Below are 15439 nucleotides of genomic sequence, written 5' to 3' on the forward strand. Positions count from 1 at the left end.
GCCTCCGGCGAAGCGTGGAGCGTGGTGTGGGGACGCCTCCGGCTGCGGCCGGAGGAGCCCCGTCGGGGTACGTCGGTGGTGAGGCAGTGCCGTCGGTTCGGCTGTTGCTGGTGCGCGAGGGTGCGCGCGGTCGCTCGTGACGCCGAGCGGTCCGGGGCACACGGTTTCGGCCGCGGGGACAGCGCCCGGACTGCTGCCAACGTATGACACCCAGTGCCAGCACACAAGACACCGCGTGCCGTGAATTCTCACATGGCGTGGATCGCTCTCATCTGAGCGATGATCGATCAAATGTTGCTGCCCCGCAGGTCAGGGCACCTGATGTGCCGAGGGCTCGGTTCCCTGCCGCACCCGGCTGCGGCGCCGTCCGTACCCCGAGTAGAGCACGGCCCCCAGTGCCATCCACGCGGCGAACCGGGCCCAGGTCTCCGACGGCAGGTTCAGCATCAGCCACAGCGAGGTCAGCACCGAGGCGATCGGCAGCGCGGGCACCAGCGGCGTGCGGAAGGCGCGCGGCAGGTCCGGCCTGGTGCGCCGCAGGATGATCACCCCCACCGCCACGACCACGAACGCGAAGAGCGTCCCGATGTTCACCAGTTCGGCCAGCTCCGTGAGGCGGATGAAACCCGCCGCGACGGCGACGAGCACCCCCAGCAGTACCGTCGACCGGTAGGGCGTGCCGAACCGCGGGTGCACCCGGGCGAACAGCGGCGGCAGCAGCCGGTCCCGGCTCATCGCGAAGAACACCCGGGACTGGCCCAGCAGCAGGATCATGCACACCGTCGTCAGTCCCACCGCCGCACCGAAACTGATCAGCCCTGCCCAGAACGGCTCGCCGACGGCCTTGAACGCGTCGGCCAGCGGAGCGTCCACGGTCAGCTCGGTGTACTTGCGCATCCCGGTGACCACGATCGAGACCGCGATGTACAGCACCGTGCAGACGATCAGCGAGCCCAGGATGCCGCGCGGCATGTCGCGCTGCGGATTGCGGGTCTCCTCGGCCGTCGTGGCCACCACGTCGAAGCCGATGAACGCGAAGAAGACGACAGCCGCTCCGGTGAAGATGCCCATCACGCCGAACGTGGTCGGCGCGTAGCCGGACATCACCTGGATCAGCGGTGTCGCGAACCCGGAGGTGGAGTCCGCGGTTCCCTGCGCGGGCGGGATGAAGGGGTCGTAGTTCTCGGCCGTGACGAAGAACGCCCCGGCGACGATCACCAGCAGCACCACCCCCACCTTGATCGTCACAACGATGGAGGTGACCCGGGCCGACAGCTTCATGCCGACCGTCAGGATGCCCGTCAGCAGCAGGACCAGGGCGCAGGCCAGCAGGTCGAAACCGAAGCCGTTGGTGTCGCTGGTGCCCGAGAGCCAGTCGGGAAGCCGCCAGCCGATGCTGTCCAGCAGCGACCGCACGTACCCCGACCAGCCGACCGCCACCACCGCGCAGCCCAGCGCCAGTTCCAGCACCAGGTCCCAGCCGATGATCCAGGCAGGCAGTTCACCCAGCGAGGCGTACGCGAAGGTGTAGGCGGAGCCGGCCACCGGCACGGTGGAGGCGAACTCCGCGTAGCACAGCGCGGCGAGGGTGCACACCACTCCGGCCGCGCCGAAGGAGATGGCCACCGCGGGACCGGACGTCGTCCTGGCGACCTGGCCCGTCAGCACGAAGATACCGGTGCCGATGATCACGCCGACGCCGAAGACCGTCAGGTCGCGCGCCGACAGCGAGCGGGGCAGCCCCTGCTCGGGGTCGTCCGTGTCGATGATCGACTCTTCGACGGACTTGGTCCGCAACCACTGCCTCGGGCTCTTCTCCCCGCCTGGCGCCACCGACACTGCCGCACCTCCACGTCGCCTTCGCGCCATGGTTTCCACTCGGCGGCCCGGCGGCGGGTACGCGCGGCGGGGTACGGGCGCAATTCACCCGACTCCCTCGCCCGCCGGGCCGGCCCCCGGCGGCCGGGCGTGCGGAAGCGGTGCGGAACCCTCCTGGACGGGGCCCGGTCCGCAGCCGCCCCGGGAGGTGTTCCGCGGGGCGGGCGGCCGGTCAGTCCCGGGAGAGCGCGCGTTCGATGGTGGACATGATCTCGCCGAGGGGTGCGTCGGTGCGGGCGACGGTCACCAGTACCTCGTCCCTGCGCGCCACGGATGCCGCGGGCTGCTCCCCGGCCGGGCGGTGCGCGCCGAAACCGGTGCCGAACGTACGCCGTACGATCGCGAAGGCGTGGTCGAGCTGCGTCATCACGTCCCCCTCGGCGCCCGAGCGCAGCCACCGCCGCAGCACATGGTTGTGCGCGGTGACCACGGCCGAGGCCGCCACCTCCGCGAGCAGCGGCTCGTCGTAGCCGCTGATGCCGTCGCGGTGCGCCTCCTCGTCGAAATGGCCCAGCAGATAGCGGGTGAAAAGCCGCTCGTAGCGCGCCACCGAGGCGATCTCCCGCTCCCGCAGCGCGGGCACCTCGCGGGTGAGCTTGTACCGCTCGACGCTGCCCTTGGGGGAGGCGGCGTACATCTTCATGACTTCCTTGATGCCCCGGCAGACCGTGTCCAGCGGGTGCTCGTGCGCGGGCGCGGCCTCCAGTACGGCCTGCGCACGCACGAGGGTGTCGTCGTGGTCGGGGAAGATCGCCTCTTCCTTGGAGCGGAAGTGCCGGAAGAACGTGCGCCGGGCCACCCCCGCGGCGGCCGCGATCTCATCCACCGTGGTGGCCTCGTAACCCTTCGTGGCGAAGAGCTCCGTGGCGGCGGCGGCCAACTCACGGCGCACCCTCAGCCGCTGGGTGGCGGCGCCGCTCGCACGCTGGCCGGTCGTACGGGAGTTCTTCTCGGGCTCTGGCATGTGGTGAACGCTACACGCCGTGACAGGGTCGGGGGGCGGGCCGTGAGGCAGGCCGCCGGCCGCCGGCTCCAACAGCCCGCCCCACCCGGCGATACCGCCGGTCACCGGCGTGCGTACTCGCGGAAGCCGCGCCCCGTCTTCCTGCCCAGACAGCCCGCGGCGACCAGGTGCTCCAGCAGCGGCGCGGGCGCCAGCCCGGGGTCGCGGAACTCCTCGTGCAGCACCCGCTCGATCGCGAGCGAGACGTCCAGACCCACCACGTCCAGCAGCTCGAAGGGCCCCATCGGGTAGCCCCCGCCGAGCTTCATCGCCGCGTCGATGTCGTCCAGCGAGGCGTAGTGCTCCTGGACCATCTTCACGGCGTTGTTCAGGTAGGGGAAGAGCAGCGCGTTGACGATGAAGCCCGCGCGGTCCCCGCAGTCCACCGGGTGCTTGCGGACCTTCCGGCAGACCTCGCGGACGGTGGTGTGGGCCTGCGGGTCGGTCAGCACCGTGCTCACCACCTCGACCAGCTTCATGGCGGGCGCCGGGTTGAAGAAGTGCATCCCGATCACGTCCTGCGGCCGCGCTGTGGCACGGGCGCAGGCCACCACGGGCAGCGAGGAGGTGGTGGTGGCCAGCACGGCCCCCTGCTTGCAGACCGCGTCCAGCCGCTCGAACAGCCGCCGCTTGACGTCCAGGTCCTCGGCTACCGCCTCGACCACCAGGTCGGCCTCGCCCAGTGCGTCCAGCGACCCGGCCGGGGTGATCAGCGCCAGTGCCGCGTCCCGGGCCTCGACCGTCATCCGGCCCTTGTGGACCGAGCGCTCCAGCGACCGGGCGACGCGCTCCTTGGCGGTCGCCGCTTTCTGCTCGCTGCGCGCCGCGAGCACCGTCGGGTAGCCGGCCTTGGCGAAGACCTCCGCGATACCCCCGGCCATCGTCCCCGAACCCACCACGCCCACCGCCGTGACGGGGCGGCCCGGCGCGCGGTCGGCCGCCGCGTCGGGGGTGAGCGCGTCGGGCAGCACCTCCGAGCTGCCGGGCGCCGCGTAGGTGTAGAAGCCGCGGCCCGCCTTGCGGCCGGTCAGCCCCGCCTCGCTCAACTGCCGCAGGATCGGCGCGGGAGCGTGCAGCCGGTCGCGCGACTGCTCGTACATCGCCGCCAGCACGGTGCGTGCGGTGTCGATCCCGATCAGATCGAGGAGGGCCAGCGGGCCCATCGGCAGACCGCACCCCAGTTGCATGGCGGAGTCGATGTCCTCGCGAGTGGCGTAGCGGGACTCGTACATCGCGGCGGCCTGGTTCAGATAGCCGAACAGCAGCCCGTCGGCGACGAACCCGGGGCGGTCACCGACTGCGATGGGATCCTTGCCCAGGTCCCGGGCCAGCTCGGTGACCGCGGCGATCGCCTGCGGCGAGGTGAGCACCGAGGAGACGATCTCCACGAGCTTCATGGCGGGGGCCGGATTGAAGAAGTGCAGCCCCAGCACGCGTTCGGGCCGGTCGGAGTCGGCTGCCAGCCGCGTCACGGAGAGCGCGTTGGTGCCGGTGGCCAGGACGGTGTCCGGCTTGACGACGGTGTCCAGCTCGGCGAACACCTGGCACTTGGTGTCGTAGTCCTCCGGCACCACCTCGATGACGAGGTCCGCCTCGGCAGCCGCCGCGAGGCCGGTGAAGGTGCGGAACCGCGCCAGCACGTCCCGGCGCTCGCTCTGCGTCATCCGCTCGCGCTCCACCGAGCGCGCTGTGGAGGACTCCAGTGCGGCGACGGCGTGCCGGGCGGCTGCTTCGTTCGTGTCGATGCCGATGACCTCACGCCCGGCGCGGGCGAGAATATCGGCGATGCCGGTACCCATCGTGCCGAGGCCGACGACGGCGATCGTGCGCAGGGGAGGACGGTCCATCAGGGGACTCCAGAGGGTGTGACACTGGCCCCTACAGGGGCACGGGTGATGAGGGTGAGGGTTTCGTGCACTACCGGGCGCGCGGGCGTACGTACGCGCGGGGCAGGGGAGTTACCGGTCACGCCCCGCTGCGCGGCCCTGTCCCGGGGCCCGGTCACGAGGCGGCCCGTACGGCTCCGACGCGCTCCTGCGCGTGCCGGGTCCGCTGCCGAACCGACGTCACTCTCGGCGGCTGCGTCACCAAACCGCCTGAGCGGGGATACCGCTCTGATGAGCACCTTAACTCGTGGGTAACCATAAAGCCAGGGGTAGGAACACTTCCACCGCTGGGGAACTCAGCACGTAAGGGGGAGCCGGAGTGGCCGACGCGTTCCGAACGCTGATCGACCGTGTGCGGCCGGAGGCCGAGCCCGTCGAGTACGCACGCCTGGTCACGCTTGCCAGGCAGCGCAGCACGGAGGCGCGCGACCAGCTCGCCGCCGTACTCGTGGAGAGCGAACGGCCCCTGTGGGCCCGCGAGATCGCGGCCTTCGCACTGGGCAGCGCGGGGGACCGGAGGGCCTTCGAGACCCTCGTCTTCATGCTGAACTACCGGGACCCGGTGTGCTGCGCCAGCGCCGCCCAGGCCCTGGAGCGGCTACGCGACCCCCGCACGGCCAAAGCCGCGGCGGCCCTGGCCACCAACGAACTGCGCACCGCCTACGCGCTCTACCCGGTCCGGCTGCTGACGGCCCTGCGCGCCCCGGAGTCGGTGCCCACCCTGATCAACGTGCTCCAGCGCCTCCTGATCGGGCCCCTGCACTACTGGCCGATCGCCGAGGCGTGCGTCGTCGGCCTCGGAGCGCTGGGCGACAAACGCGCCATCCCCGTCCTCGACGCGGCGGCCCGGCACCACCGGCTGTCCCCCTACGCCAAGGCGGCCCTGGCGCGGCTCCCCGGCTGAGCCGCCGCGGACGTGACCGGGCCAGATCCCGTCCGGGGCAGCTCAGCCGGCCCCGACGGCCCGGAACGCCGCGGACGGCACATCTACCCGTGGTCCCGTCGTCCGGACCCCGCTTCCGGCCCCCGGCCCCCGCCGAGGACGGTGCGGTAGCGGACCTCGGGGACCTCCGCACCCGCCACCTCGAACGCCGAGGTGAGCCCGTCCGCGGCGAAGCCGGCCCGCTCGTAGAAGCGGCGCGCACGGGCGTTGCCCTCCAGCACCCACAGGAACATCCGCGGGCAGCCCCGCGCGGCGGCATCCTCCAGCACCGCCCCCATGAGCAGCCGGCCCACCCCGGTGCCGATGTGGTCCGGGTGGACGTACAGCGCATAGAGCTCTTCGTCACCGCCGGGCGGCCCGGGGCGCGGGGTGTCCCCCTGGGTGCGCCGGGGCCCGGCCGCTGCCCATCCCGTGACCTGACCGCCTCCGGCCCCGTCCACGGCCACCAGGTTCCGCACCACTCCCCGGCCGGCCCTGAAGAAGCGCCGCCGCCGCGCCGCCTCCGCTGCCGGTGACATCGCGTCCAGATACGGCTGCGGCACCAGCCCCCGGTACGCGCTCCGCCAACCGCGCACCCGCACCTCTGCCACGGCTTCGACGTCGTCCTCGGTCATCTCCCGCACATGCATGTGCCGAGGGTGCTCCCACGGACCCCGGGTCCGCACCGCCTTTTCCCGGCCGCCCCGCCCCGCCCCGGCCCGCCGCCGAATACCCGGCAGGAGATGTCCGGTTGCCCCGCCGGAGTGGGCGCATGACGACGACACACACCCTCTTCCGGGCGGTGGTGGCCGAGGTCGTGCACGTCACCGTCGAGGGCGAGGAGATGGTCCTCCGTACCTGGCGCCCCGGGCGGCGGTCGCGCACGGTCAGGCGCGGCAACGACGACTCCCCGCCGCGCGTGGACCCGGCCGGTTGACGCGCCGCACCCTGCTGTAACCGGTGCTCCGCCGCCCGGTCGTCCGCGCCCGGCGCGCGGCGTGCCTCCGCGCCTGGGGCGGCCAGAGTCAGGACGGGCACACGGCGAGCGCCTCGATCTCGATGAGCAGTTCCGGCCGTACGAGCCCGGCGACCTGCACGGCGCTGCACGCGGGGAGCCGCCCGGGGTCGAGATACCGGTCGCGCACGGTGCGCAGCGCGGGCATGACGGCCAGGTCGGTCACGAAGAAGGTGAACTTCACGACGTCGCCGAAGCCGGCTCCGGCCGCCTCCAGACAGCGCCGCAGATTGTCGAACACCTGCTCCGCCTGGGCCTCGGGATCGTCCGCGCCGACGACCTTGCCACCCGCGTCGAGAGCCACCTGGCCGGACACGGCGATGAACCTGCCCTCGCCGACGACGACATGGCTGTAGCCGTTCCCGGGCGGGAGGCCCTCGGGCGTGGTGATGTGGGTGAGCGATGACATCCAGGCATGTTCTCAGAGCAGGGTGAGTTGCGTGCAGCGGTTTTTCTCCGTGGGCTCTTCGCGGGCGTTTCCGTCACCTGCGCCGTCACCTGCGCCGTCCTCGTCGCCGGCTGCCGGAGCGGTCGGCGCCGACTGCCGGGCGGCGCCGGGGCCCGAGGGGCCCACGCCGTACTCGGCGGCCAGCTCGTGCACCTGCCGGGTGATACGGCGCTGATACCACTTGGGCGCGTACGCGCCGTCCGCGTAGAGCGCCTCGTAGTGCCGCACCAGCCGCGGGTGGTGCTGGTGCAGCCAGCGGAAGAACCACTCGCGCGCCCCTGGCCGCAGATGCAGCGCGAGCGGGGTGACGGAGGTCGCCCCGGCGGCGGCCAGGGCCCGAACGGTGGCCCTGAGCTGCGCGGGGGAGTCGCCCAGGAAGGGGATCACCGGTGCCATCAGCACCCCGCACGGGATGCCGTGCTCGGTGAGCCGTCGTACGACATCCAGCCGCCGCTGCGGCGCCGGGGTGCCCGGCTCGACGGTGCGCCACAGCTCCTCGTCGGTGAAGCCGACCGACACCGAGACGCCGACCTCCGTGACAGCCGCTGCCGAGCGCAGCAGGTCCAGGTCGCGCAGGACGAGTGTGCCCTTGGTGAGCAGCGAGAAGGGGTTCGCGTGGTCGCGCAGGGCCGTCAGGATGCCCGGCATCAACCGGTACCGTCCCTCGGCCCGCTGGTAGCAGTCGACGTTCGTGCCCATGGCGATGTGCTGGCCCCGCCAGCGGGGACTGCTGAGTTCCTTGCGCAGCAGCTCGGGCGCGTTCACCTTGACCACGATCTGGGTGTCGAAACCCACTCCCGGGTCGAGATCCAGGTAGCTGTGGGTCCGGCGGGCGAAGCAGTAGACGCAGGCGTGCGAGCAGCCGCGGTAGGGGTTCACCGTCCATTCGAACGGCATGCGTGAGGCCCCGGGCACCTTGTTCACCAGGGTCCGGGCCCGGATCTCGTGGAAGGTCATCCCCCGGAACTCGGGGGTGTCGAAGGTGCGGCGCGTGACCGCGGAAGCGCCGAAGAGGGCGGGCGCCGCGTCCCGGCTGTGCTCGTCGGTGTCCTTGAGCTCGTCCCAGCGCATGCGCGGCCTCCTCGGTGGTGGTGTCGCGTCCCTCGGCTCCACTGTCGCCCTGTACGGTCCCAGAATAGAACACGCGTTCGTACGAAAACTGTCAAGCTCGATTTGGGGAGCCGACCCGAGGGTGATTGGCTGGCCACCCCGATCACAGGCCGTCCAGTCACAGGAGGAGTCATGGCGCAGGTCGAGGCGACCACGCAGCGGGAGATCGCGGCCGGACCCGATGAGGTGTTCGACGCGCTCGCCGACTACAGCGGGACCCGGGCCGAACTGCTCCCCGCCCCCTTCAGCGAATACGAGGTCAGGGAGGGCGGCGACGGCGAGGGCACGCTCGTGCACTGGAAGCTCCAGGCGACCAGCAAGCGCGTCCGGGACTGCCTGCTCGACGTCACCGAGCCCGCCGACGGTGAGTTGGTGGAGACCGACCGCAACTCCTCGATGGTGACCACCTGGCGGGTGACCCCTGGCAGCCGGGAGAAGACCGCCCGGGTCACGGTGACCACGGTCTGGAACGGCGCGGGCGGTATCGGCGGCTTCTTCGAGCGGACCTTCGCGCCCAAGGGCCTGGCCCGCATCTACGACGACGTGCTGCAGCGGCTGGCCGCCAAGACGGAGCAGGGCGGCTGACCTCTGCCGACCTCCGGCACGCGCGGCGCGCCCTCACTGGATCGGGTGGTTTCCGGTGGGGGCGCCGCTGTTGCAGGTGGTGGTCCGCCGCAGGGAAAACCCCTGATCGGCAGCCCGACAGGCGCCCCGGGCAACCGAATTGAGCCCCATCCGTCCCACGGCGCGCACCTGAACCGTGCTTGAACGCGCTTGTCGTGCAATGCGAGAAATACTCCCCCAGAAGCATCGGCAAGGGGAGTGGGATGGGCGGTACCGGCGGGGCGACCCTCGACACCAGGGGTGACGGAAACCCCGTACCCGGCAGGGGACTTCAGACCTCGGTACCCGGCAGGGGACTTCAGACCCCCGTGCCCGGCAGGGGACTTCAGAGCCCGGTACCCGGCGGGGGACTTCAGGACCCGGTGCCCGGCGGGGGGCATCAGTACCCCGGGCCCGTGGCCGCCGCGGCTCCGGCCGCCGTCGAGGTCACCGTCGAACTGCCCGGCCGGCCGGAGGCCCCGGTGGCGGCCACGACGGTACCGGCGCCCGCGCCGGGCCCCGCCGACCCGCCGACGAGTCCGAATGCCGCCCGGTCGGGGGCCGTTCCGGCGGAGTACGGACCGATGCGTTCCGACGTGCCGGGGCCCGGAGCGGTCCCGTCCGCCGCGGCCGGCGCCTCCCGCGCGCCGGGGTCCGACCCGCACGACCTCCGAGCGGCGTACCCGGCACAGCGGATCCCGCAGGATGCCCCGTCGGCCGACGCGGCGCAGGATGCTGCGCGGGGCGGGCCCCAGGACGCCCCACCGGGCGCCGCCGCGCTGGAGACCGCGGTGCCGGACGGCGATCCGCCGCAGGCGCTTCTGTCGCCGCGCCGCCTCCGGCTCGTCTTCGGCGCGCTGATGCTGGCCATGCTGCTGGCCGCGCTCGAACAGACCATCGTGGCCACGGCTCTTCCCAAGATCGTCGGCGAACTCGACGGCCTGCGCCGGATGTCCTGGGCCGTCACCACCTACCTCCTGGCCGCGACCATCGTGCTGCCCGTCTACGGCAAGCTCGGCGATCTCTTCGGCCGCAAGGGGCTCTTCCTCTTCGCCATCGGCGTCTTCACCGTCGGCTCGGCCCTCGCAGGATGGGCCGGTTCCATGGAGGAGCTGATCGTCTACCGCGCCGTGCAGGGCACCGGTGCCGGCGGCCTGATGATCGGGGTGCAGGCGATCATCGCGGACGTCGTACCGGCCCGGGACCGCGGCCGCTACATGGGCCTGATCGGCGCCGCCTTCGGGCTCGCCTCGGTGGCCGGTCCGCTGCTGGGCGGCTGGTTCACCGACGACCTGTCCTGGCGCTGGTGCTTCTGGTTCAACGTGCCGGTGGGCCTGCTCACTCTGCTGGTGACCTCGCTCGCCCTCACCCTGCCCAGGCCCCGGGTGCGGCCCCGGCTCGACATCCTCGGCGGGCTGCTGATGGCGGCCTTCTCCACCTGCCTGGTGCTGCTCACCAGTTGGGGCGGCACGACCTACGACTGGGGCGACCGGGTCATCCTCGGTCTGGCCGCCGGTGCCGTCCTCAGCGGGGCGCTCTTCCTCGTCGCCGAGCACTACGCACCCGAACCCCTGCTTCCGCTGCGGCTGTTCCGGGACTCCGTCTTCAACGTCACCGGTCTGGTGGGCGCAGCCATCGGCATCGCGCTCTTCGGCGCCGCCAGCTATCTGCCCAGCTTCCTGCAGATGGTCGAGGGCGTCAGTGCCACCGCCTCGGGGCTGTTGATGCTGCCGCTGATGTCCGGGGTCGTCGTCTCCTCCCTGCTCTCGGGCCAGTTGATCACCCGCACCGGGCACTACAAGATCTTCCCCGTCCTGGGCTGCGCCCTCTCCGCCGAAGGGATGTGGCTGCTCTCCAAGCTGGACGCGGACACCTCGCGCCAGATGTTCGGCATCTGGTCGGGAATCCTCGGCCTGGGGATCGGTTTCGTGCTGCCCGTGCTGGTGCTGGCCGTGCAGAACTCGGTGCGATCCTCCGACATCGGCGCGGCCACCAGCGCCAACAACTACTTCCGGCAGATCGGCGGCAGCATCGGGGCCGCCCTGTTCGGCACCCTGCTCGCGCACCGGCTCGCGGACGCGCTCGCCCGGGAACTCCCCCGGGACCAGGGCGACCTGCCCGATCCCGACTCCCTGACCCCGCAACTCGTGCGCGCTCTGCCCGCACCGCTGCGCGACGGCTACATCGAGGCGTACGCGGACGCGATGCCGCGGATCTTCCTCTACCTCGTTCCGGTGCTCGTCCTCGGGCTGGCACTGTCCCTCTTCCTCAAGGAGAAACCCCTGGTGTCCCAGCACACGTCCGTGCCTCCGGCCCGCAGTGCCGAAGCACCCGCAGCGTCCGCGCCCGACGGCGCCGCGTCGCAGCCGCAGTCCGCGCCCTGCGCCGCTGGCGTTCCGGTCTGCGGCGCCGTGCGGCACCACGACGGCACGGCCGTTCCCCGCGCGGCGCTCACTCTGGTCGACACCGCCGGGCGGCAGATCGGGCGGGGTGCCACCGGCGAGGACGGGCGGTACGCGCTGAGCACCCCGGGCGCGGGCTCGTACGTGATGATCGCGGCGGCGGGCGGGCACCAGCCGCGCGCGGTCAGCGTCAGCGTGGGCGAACGGCCCGTCGATCTCGACGTGGTGCTCGGCGGGGCGGGGCGGCTGGCGGGCAGCGTGCTGACGGCCGACGGCAACCCCGTCAAGGACGCCATCGTCACGCTCACCGACGTGCGCGGCGAGGTCGTCGCCACCACTCGCAGCAGCCGGGAGGGCGGCTACGTCATCTCCGAACTCGTCGCAGGCGAGTACACGCTGGCGGCCAGCGCTCCCGTCTACCGCCCCGCCGCCCTCCCGGTCTCCGTGCAGGCGTCCCGCGAGACCCGGCAGGACGTCGAACTCGCCGGCGGCGCCGTGCTGCGCGGCACTGTCCGGGCCTCCGGCGGGCGGCCGGTGGAGGACGCGCGGGTCACCCTGCTGGACGCGGCGGGCAACGTCGTCGACACTGCGACGACCGGCCCGGACGGCATCTTCCGCTTCGTCGACCTGGCCTCGGGCGAGTACACGGTGGTGGCCGCGGGCTATCCGCCGGTCGCGACCGTGCTGCAGATCGCGGGCGGCGGACGCACGGAGCGCGATCTGCAACTGGGCCACGAGGACTGACGACCTACCGGACCGCATACTGGGGCGCCGACCGGGGCGCCTACCGGACCGCCGACCGGTGCGACCGGCCGGGGCCACCGGGCCGATCGGGGTGATCGGGCCGACCGGGGTGATCGGGCCGACCGGACCGAACCGGACCGACCGGACCGGCCAGGGCAACCAGGACCGGCCCCGGCGCGGCTTTCCGGCACCCCAGGGCTCCCGGGGGGTGCGGTCGGCACACCGACCGCACCCCGGTGCGTCCCCCGTTCGGGCGTTGCTTCTCCCGCCGTTCCCGTCCGGCTCTACGGTGGTGAGGGCTGCCCGGCGTGGCGGGACCGGCCACCGCCGGAAGAGAGGACTGGTTCATGGGAAGCGAGCCGGACGCTGACCGTGGGATCCGCCGGACCGGTCCCTGCGCGGCGGAGACCCTGGTCGCCGTCCGCGGGTGTCTCCCGGCCGCAGCGGTCGGCATCGGCGCGCGCGGCACCGTCGTGCACTGGGGCAGCGGCGCGAGCGCGCTGTTCGGCCACCGCCGCAAAGAGGTGCTGGGCGCCCCGGCAGCCGACGTCCTGCCGGTGACGGGCGCGTTGAACGCCTCCGCACGCGCGGGTGACCATCACTGGCTCGACGGTGCCGGAGACCTGACGGGGTCCGGTGCGGCCATGGCGGGGCGGGCCCGTGTTCCGGTGCCCGGCCGGGACCGTGCCGACGTGCTGTGGTGGAGCTATCCGCTGGCTGCTCCCGCGCCCGTCCGGCTGCTGGTGCTCGCCACCGGCGCCGCCCGGCTCCAGCGGCAGCGGGCGCTGCGGGGGACCAGGATCGTGCCCTCGTTCGGCCACCACCGCTGGTTCCCCGAGGCGGCCGAGCTGGGCGCGCGGCTGCCGCGGATGCTCGGCCGCCCGGCCCGCGCGGCGGCGGCGCCGGCGGCCTCCCGGATCCGGGAACTGGGCTGCCCCGTGGTGGAGGTGCATCGCCCCTCGAGCCCGGACGATCCGGCGCTCGGGGCGTTGAACGCGCAGGTCAGCGGTGGATGCGGGGAGGATCCTCGCCTGCCCGGGTGAAAACAGGTGGTGTGGACCAGTGGAGTTATCCACAGGGGTGTCCTGGCGGTTGGCCACCGCGTAACGTGCCGGGCATGAAGATCCTCATCAGCGCCGACATGGAGGGCGCAACGGGAGTCACCTGGCCGGCGGACGTCCTGCCGGGAACCCCGCAGTGGGAGCGCTGCCGCTCGATGTTCACCTCGGACGTGGACGCCGCCGTCCGGGGCTTCTTCGAGGCAGGCGCTGACGAGGTGCTCATCAACGAAGCCCACTGGACGATGCGCAACCTCCTGCTGGAACAGCTCGACGAGCGGGCCGAGATGATCACAGGTCGGCACAAGGCGCTGTCGATGGTCGAAGGCATCCAGCACGGCGACGTGGACGGCGTCGCCTACATCGGCTACCACACCGGTGCCGGCAGCGAAGGCGTCCTCGCCCACACCTACCTCGCCAACTCCCTGACGGGAGTGTGGGCCGACGGGGTGCGGGCCGGCGAGGGCCGGCTCAACAATCTGGTGGCGGCCGAGTTCGGCGTCCCCGTCGTGCTGGTGACGGGCGACGACCGCACCGTCGAGGACGCCAAGGGCTATGCGCCCGACGCGCTGGGCGTCGCCGTCAAGGACTACGTGTCGCGGTACGCCGCCGTGTGCCGCCCTCCCGCCCGCACCGCGGCCGAGATCCGGGACGCCGCCCGGCGCGCCGCTCCGCTGGCCGGGCGCCGTACCCCGCCGCAGCCCGAACCGCACACCGTCGAGCTGGAGTTCGACGCCGAACACCTGGTGGGCGCCGCCACGGTCGTACCGGGGGTCGAGCGCTCCGGCGAGCGCCGCGTGGCCTTCACCTCGGCCGGGGCCTACGACATGATCCGCTGCTTCAAGGCCGTCACGACCGTCGTCTCCGCCGCGGTGGAGGAGCAGTATGGCTGAGCGGGCAGCACAGGAGGAAGGCAGGATGACGGCTCCGACGGACGAGGGACACCTCGACGCGCAGGTCTTCGACGAGGTGGTGCGGGCGACCTCCGAACTGATCCGGATCGACACCACCAACCACGGTGCGGGAGAGGGCAACGAGCGCCCGGCCGCCGAGTACGTCGCCTCCGCACTGGCCGACGTGGGCATCGAACCCCGGCTGCTGGAGAAGAAGTCCGGCCGGACCAACGTGGTGGCCAGGATCGAGGGCACCGATCCGGCGGCCGGGGCGCTGCTGCTGCACGGCCACCTCGACGTGGTCCCCGCCGAGCCCGCCGACTGGACGGTGCACCCCTTCTCGGGCGAGGTCCGCGACGGCGTGGTGTGGGGCCGCGGCGCCATCGACATGAAGAACGCCGACGCGATGGCCCTCTCCCTGGCCCGCGCCTGGGCCCGGGCCGGGGTGCGGCCGCCGCGCGACATCGTCCTGGCCTTCACCGCGGACGAGGAGGACAGCGCCGAGTTCGGCTCCGACTTCCTGGTGCGGGAGCACCCGGAACTCTTCGAGGGCTGCACCGAGGGCATCAGCGAGTCCGGCGCCTTCACCTTCCACGCAGGTCCCGGAATGCGGCTCTACCCCGTGGCGGCCGGTGAACGCGGAACGGCCTGGCTCAAGCTGACCGCGCACGGCCGGGCGGGGCACGGCTCCAAGGTCAACCACGCCAACGCCGTCAGCCGGCTCGCCGCCGCGGTCCACCGCATCGGCGAGCACGAATGGCCGGTACGCCTGACCCCCACGGTGCGGGCCGCGCTCGTCCGCCTCGCCGAACTGCACGGGCTGCGCCCGCTCCGCCCCGATGCGCCGGACGCCGAGGTGGACGCCCTGCTCGCCGAACTGGGTCCGGCCGCGGCGCTGGTCGAGCCGGTCGTGCGCAACAGCGCCAACCCCACAGTGCTGGAGGCCGGTTACAAGGTCAATGTGATCCCCGGGACGGCCACCGCACGCGTGGACGGCCGCATGCTGCCCGGCGCCGAGGAGGAGTTCCACGCCACGCTCGACGCGCTCACCGGCCCCGAGGTGGACTGGGAGTTCCAGCATCGGGAGATCCCGCTCCAGGCACCACTGGAGTCCCCGCTGTTCGCCGCCATGGGTGAGGCGCTGGAGCACTTCGACCCGGGAGCGCACGCGGTGCCCCACTGCATGTCCGGCGGCACCGACGCCAAGCAGTTCTCCCGGCTCGGTGTCGCGGGCTACGGCTTCACCCCGCTCAAACTGCCCGAGGGCTTCGACTACCAGGCCCTGTTCCACGGCGTGGACGAACGTGTACCCGTCGAGGCGCTGCACTTCGGCATCCGCGTCCTGGACCGCACCCTGCTCGGCACCGCGGCGCGGTCGAGCACTTCCGCCCGAGCTTCCACCACCGGCGGCGACCCGCTCGGCGGTGACCGCGCCACCGGCCGCGACGCCACGACCCCGTCAGGAGGCTGACCCCCC

13 protein-coding genes are annotated in these 15439 nt (G+C 72.6%); 7 read left to right on the forward strand and 6 right to left on the reverse strand.

Features of this window, described 5'->3' with window-relative positions:
* Nucleotides 1–309: 309 nt before the first annotated feature.
* The 3 genes from BMX65_RS11260 to BMX65_RS11270 form a co-directional block, all read right to left on the reverse strand.
* Entirely contained in the window at nucleotides 310–1839 is a 1530-nt protein-coding gene (locus tag BMX65_RS11260; protein WP_239501961.1) for an amino acid permease, read from the reverse strand.
* A 211-nt stretch (nucleotides 1840–2050) separates the two neighbouring features.
* A complete protein-coding gene (locus BMX65_RS11265) occupies nucleotides 2051–2842 on the reverse strand; it encodes a TetR family transcriptional regulator (protein ID WP_204357564.1) in 792 nt (263 codons plus the stop codon).
* 101 nt (nucleotides 2843–2943) lie between these two features.
* Complete coding sequence (locus tag BMX65_RS11270; RefSeq protein ID WP_075000065.1) at nucleotides 2944–4728, reverse strand: 3-hydroxyacyl-CoA dehydrogenase family protein; 1785 nt, start codon at nucleotides 4726–4728, stop codon at nucleotides 2944–2946.
* Nucleotides 4729–5086: 358 nt separating this feature from the next.
* On the opposite strand from BMX65_RS11270, the gene BMX65_RS11275 reads away from it, so the two are divergent.
* Nucleotides 5087–5671: a HEAT repeat domain-containing protein gene (locus BMX65_RS11275; RefSeq protein WP_075000066.1), complete on the forward strand. Its 585-nt coding sequence runs from the start codon at nucleotides 5087–5089 to the stop codon at nucleotides 5669–5671.
* Nucleotides 5672–5754: 83 nt separating this feature from the next.
* On the opposite strand, the gene BMX65_RS11280 is transcribed toward BMX65_RS11275, so the two are convergent.
* On the reverse strand, nucleotides 5755–6339 hold the full coding sequence (locus BMX65_RS11280; RefSeq protein ID WP_075000067.1) for a GNAT family N-acetyltransferase: 585 nt from the start codon (nucleotides 6337–6339) through the stop codon (nucleotides 5755–5757).
* 122 nt (nucleotides 6340–6461) lie between these two features.
* On the opposite strand from BMX65_RS11280, the gene BMX65_RS11285 reads away from it, so the two are divergent.
* On the forward strand, nucleotides 6462–6626 hold the full coding sequence (locus BMX65_RS11285) for a hypothetical protein (protein ID WP_398761629.1): 165 nt from the start codon (nucleotides 6462–6464) through the stop codon (nucleotides 6624–6626).
* 88 nt (nucleotides 6627–6714) lie between these two features.
* Here BMX65_RS11285 and BMX65_RS11290 read toward each other — a convergent pair whose 3' ends face one another.
* Complete coding sequence (locus BMX65_RS11290; RefSeq protein WP_075000068.1) at nucleotides 6715–7113, reverse strand: RidA family protein; 399 nt, start codon at nucleotides 7111–7113, stop codon at nucleotides 6715–6717.
* 12 nt (nucleotides 7114–7125) lie between these two features.
* Nucleotides 7126–8223, reverse strand: a complete 1098-nt coding sequence (locus BMX65_RS11295) for an Rv2578c family radical SAM protein (protein ID WP_075000069.1) — start codon at nucleotides 8221–8223, stop codon at nucleotides 7126–7128.
* A 171-nt stretch (nucleotides 8224–8394) separates the two neighbouring features.
* Between BMX65_RS11295 and BMX65_RS11300 the strand changes: the two genes are divergently transcribed.
* The 5 genes from BMX65_RS11300 (at nucleotide 8395) to BMX65_RS11320 (ending at nucleotide 15433) form a co-directional block, all read left to right on the forward strand.
* Nucleotides 8395–8847 carry an SRPBCC family protein gene (locus tag BMX65_RS11300; RefSeq protein WP_075000070.1) on the forward strand — a complete coding sequence of 151 codons (453 nt, stop codon included), beginning with the start codon at nucleotides 8395–8397 and terminating at the stop codon, nucleotides 8845–8847.
* A gap of 602 nt (nucleotides 8848–9449) precedes the next feature.
* Entirely contained in the window at nucleotides 9450–12011 is a 2562-nt protein-coding gene (locus BMX65_RS11305) for a DHA2 family efflux MFS transporter permease subunit (RefSeq protein ID WP_420856811.1), read from the forward strand.
* Nucleotides 12012–12358: 347 nt separating this feature from the next.
* Nucleotides 12359–13054 carry a nitrogen regulation protein NR(II) gene (locus BMX65_RS11310; protein ID WP_075000071.1) on the forward strand — a complete coding sequence of 232 codons (696 nt, stop codon included), beginning with the start codon at nucleotides 12359–12361 and terminating at the stop codon, nucleotides 13052–13054.
* 74 nt (nucleotides 13055–13128) lie between these two features.
* Nucleotides 13129–13962 carry a M55 family metallopeptidase gene (locus BMX65_RS11315; protein WP_075000072.1) on the forward strand — a complete coding sequence of 278 codons (834 nt, stop codon included), beginning with the start codon at nucleotides 13129–13131 and terminating at the stop codon, nucleotides 13960–13962.
* A 25-nt stretch (nucleotides 13963–13987) separates the two neighbouring features.
* Nucleotides 13988–15433, forward strand: a complete 1446-nt coding sequence (locus BMX65_RS11320) for a M20/M25/M40 family metallo-hydrolase (RefSeq protein ID WP_239501962.1) — start codon at nucleotides 13988–13990, stop codon at nucleotides 15431–15433.
* The last annotated feature ends 6 nt before the right edge of the window (nucleotides 15434–15439 follow it).

Origin of the sequence: Streptomyces qinglanensis, from assembly GCF_900111245.1 — a bacterium.
Classification (GTDB): domain Bacteria; phylum Actinomycetota; class Actinomycetes; order Streptomycetales; family Streptomycetaceae; genus Streptomyces; species Streptomyces qinglanensis.

Excerpts from the sequence above, each read along its gene's own strand:
- BMX65_RS11265 (WP_204357564.1), bottom strand. The coding sequence starts at position 2,842 with ATGCCAGAGCCCGAGAAGAACTCCCGTACGACCGGCCAGCGTGCGAGC.
- BMX65_RS11270 (WP_075000065.1), bottom strand. The coding sequence starts at position 4,728 with ATGGACCGTCCTCCCCTGCGCACGATCGCCGTCGTCGGCCTCGGCACG.
- BMX65_RS11280 (WP_075000067.1), bottom strand. The coding sequence starts at position 6,339 with ATGCATGTGCGGGAGATGACCGAGGACGACGTCGAAGCCGTGGCAGAG.
- BMX65_RS11285 (WP_398761629.1), top strand. The coding sequence starts at position 6,462 with ATGACGACGACACACACCCTCTTCCGGGCGGTGGTGGCCGAGGTCGTG.
- BMX65_RS11290 (WP_075000068.1), bottom strand. The coding sequence starts at position 7,113 with ATGTCATCGCTCACCCACATCACCACGCCCGAGGGCCTCCCGCCCGGG.
- BMX65_RS11295 (WP_075000069.1), bottom strand. The coding sequence starts at position 8,223 with ATGCGCTGGGACGAGCTCAAGGACACCGACGAGCACAGCCGGGACGCG.
- BMX65_RS11300 (WP_075000070.1), top strand. The coding sequence starts at position 8,395 with ATGGCGCAGGTCGAGGCGACCACGCAGCGGGAGATCGCGGCCGGACCC.
- BMX65_RS11305 (WP_420856811.1), top strand. The coding sequence starts at position 9,450 with ATGCGTTCCGACGTGCCGGGGCCCGGAGCGGTCCCGTCCGCCGCGGCC.
- BMX65_RS11310 (WP_075000071.1), top strand. The coding sequence starts at position 12,359 with ATGGGAAGCGAGCCGGACGCTGACCGTGGGATCCGCCGGACCGGTCCC.
- BMX65_RS11315 (WP_075000072.1), top strand. The coding sequence starts at position 13,129 with ATGAAGATCCTCATCAGCGCCGACATGGAGGGCGCAACGGGAGTCACC.
- BMX65_RS11320 (WP_239501962.1), top strand. The coding sequence starts at position 13,988 with ATGACGGCTCCGACGGACGAGGGACACCTCGACGCGCAGGTCTTCGAC.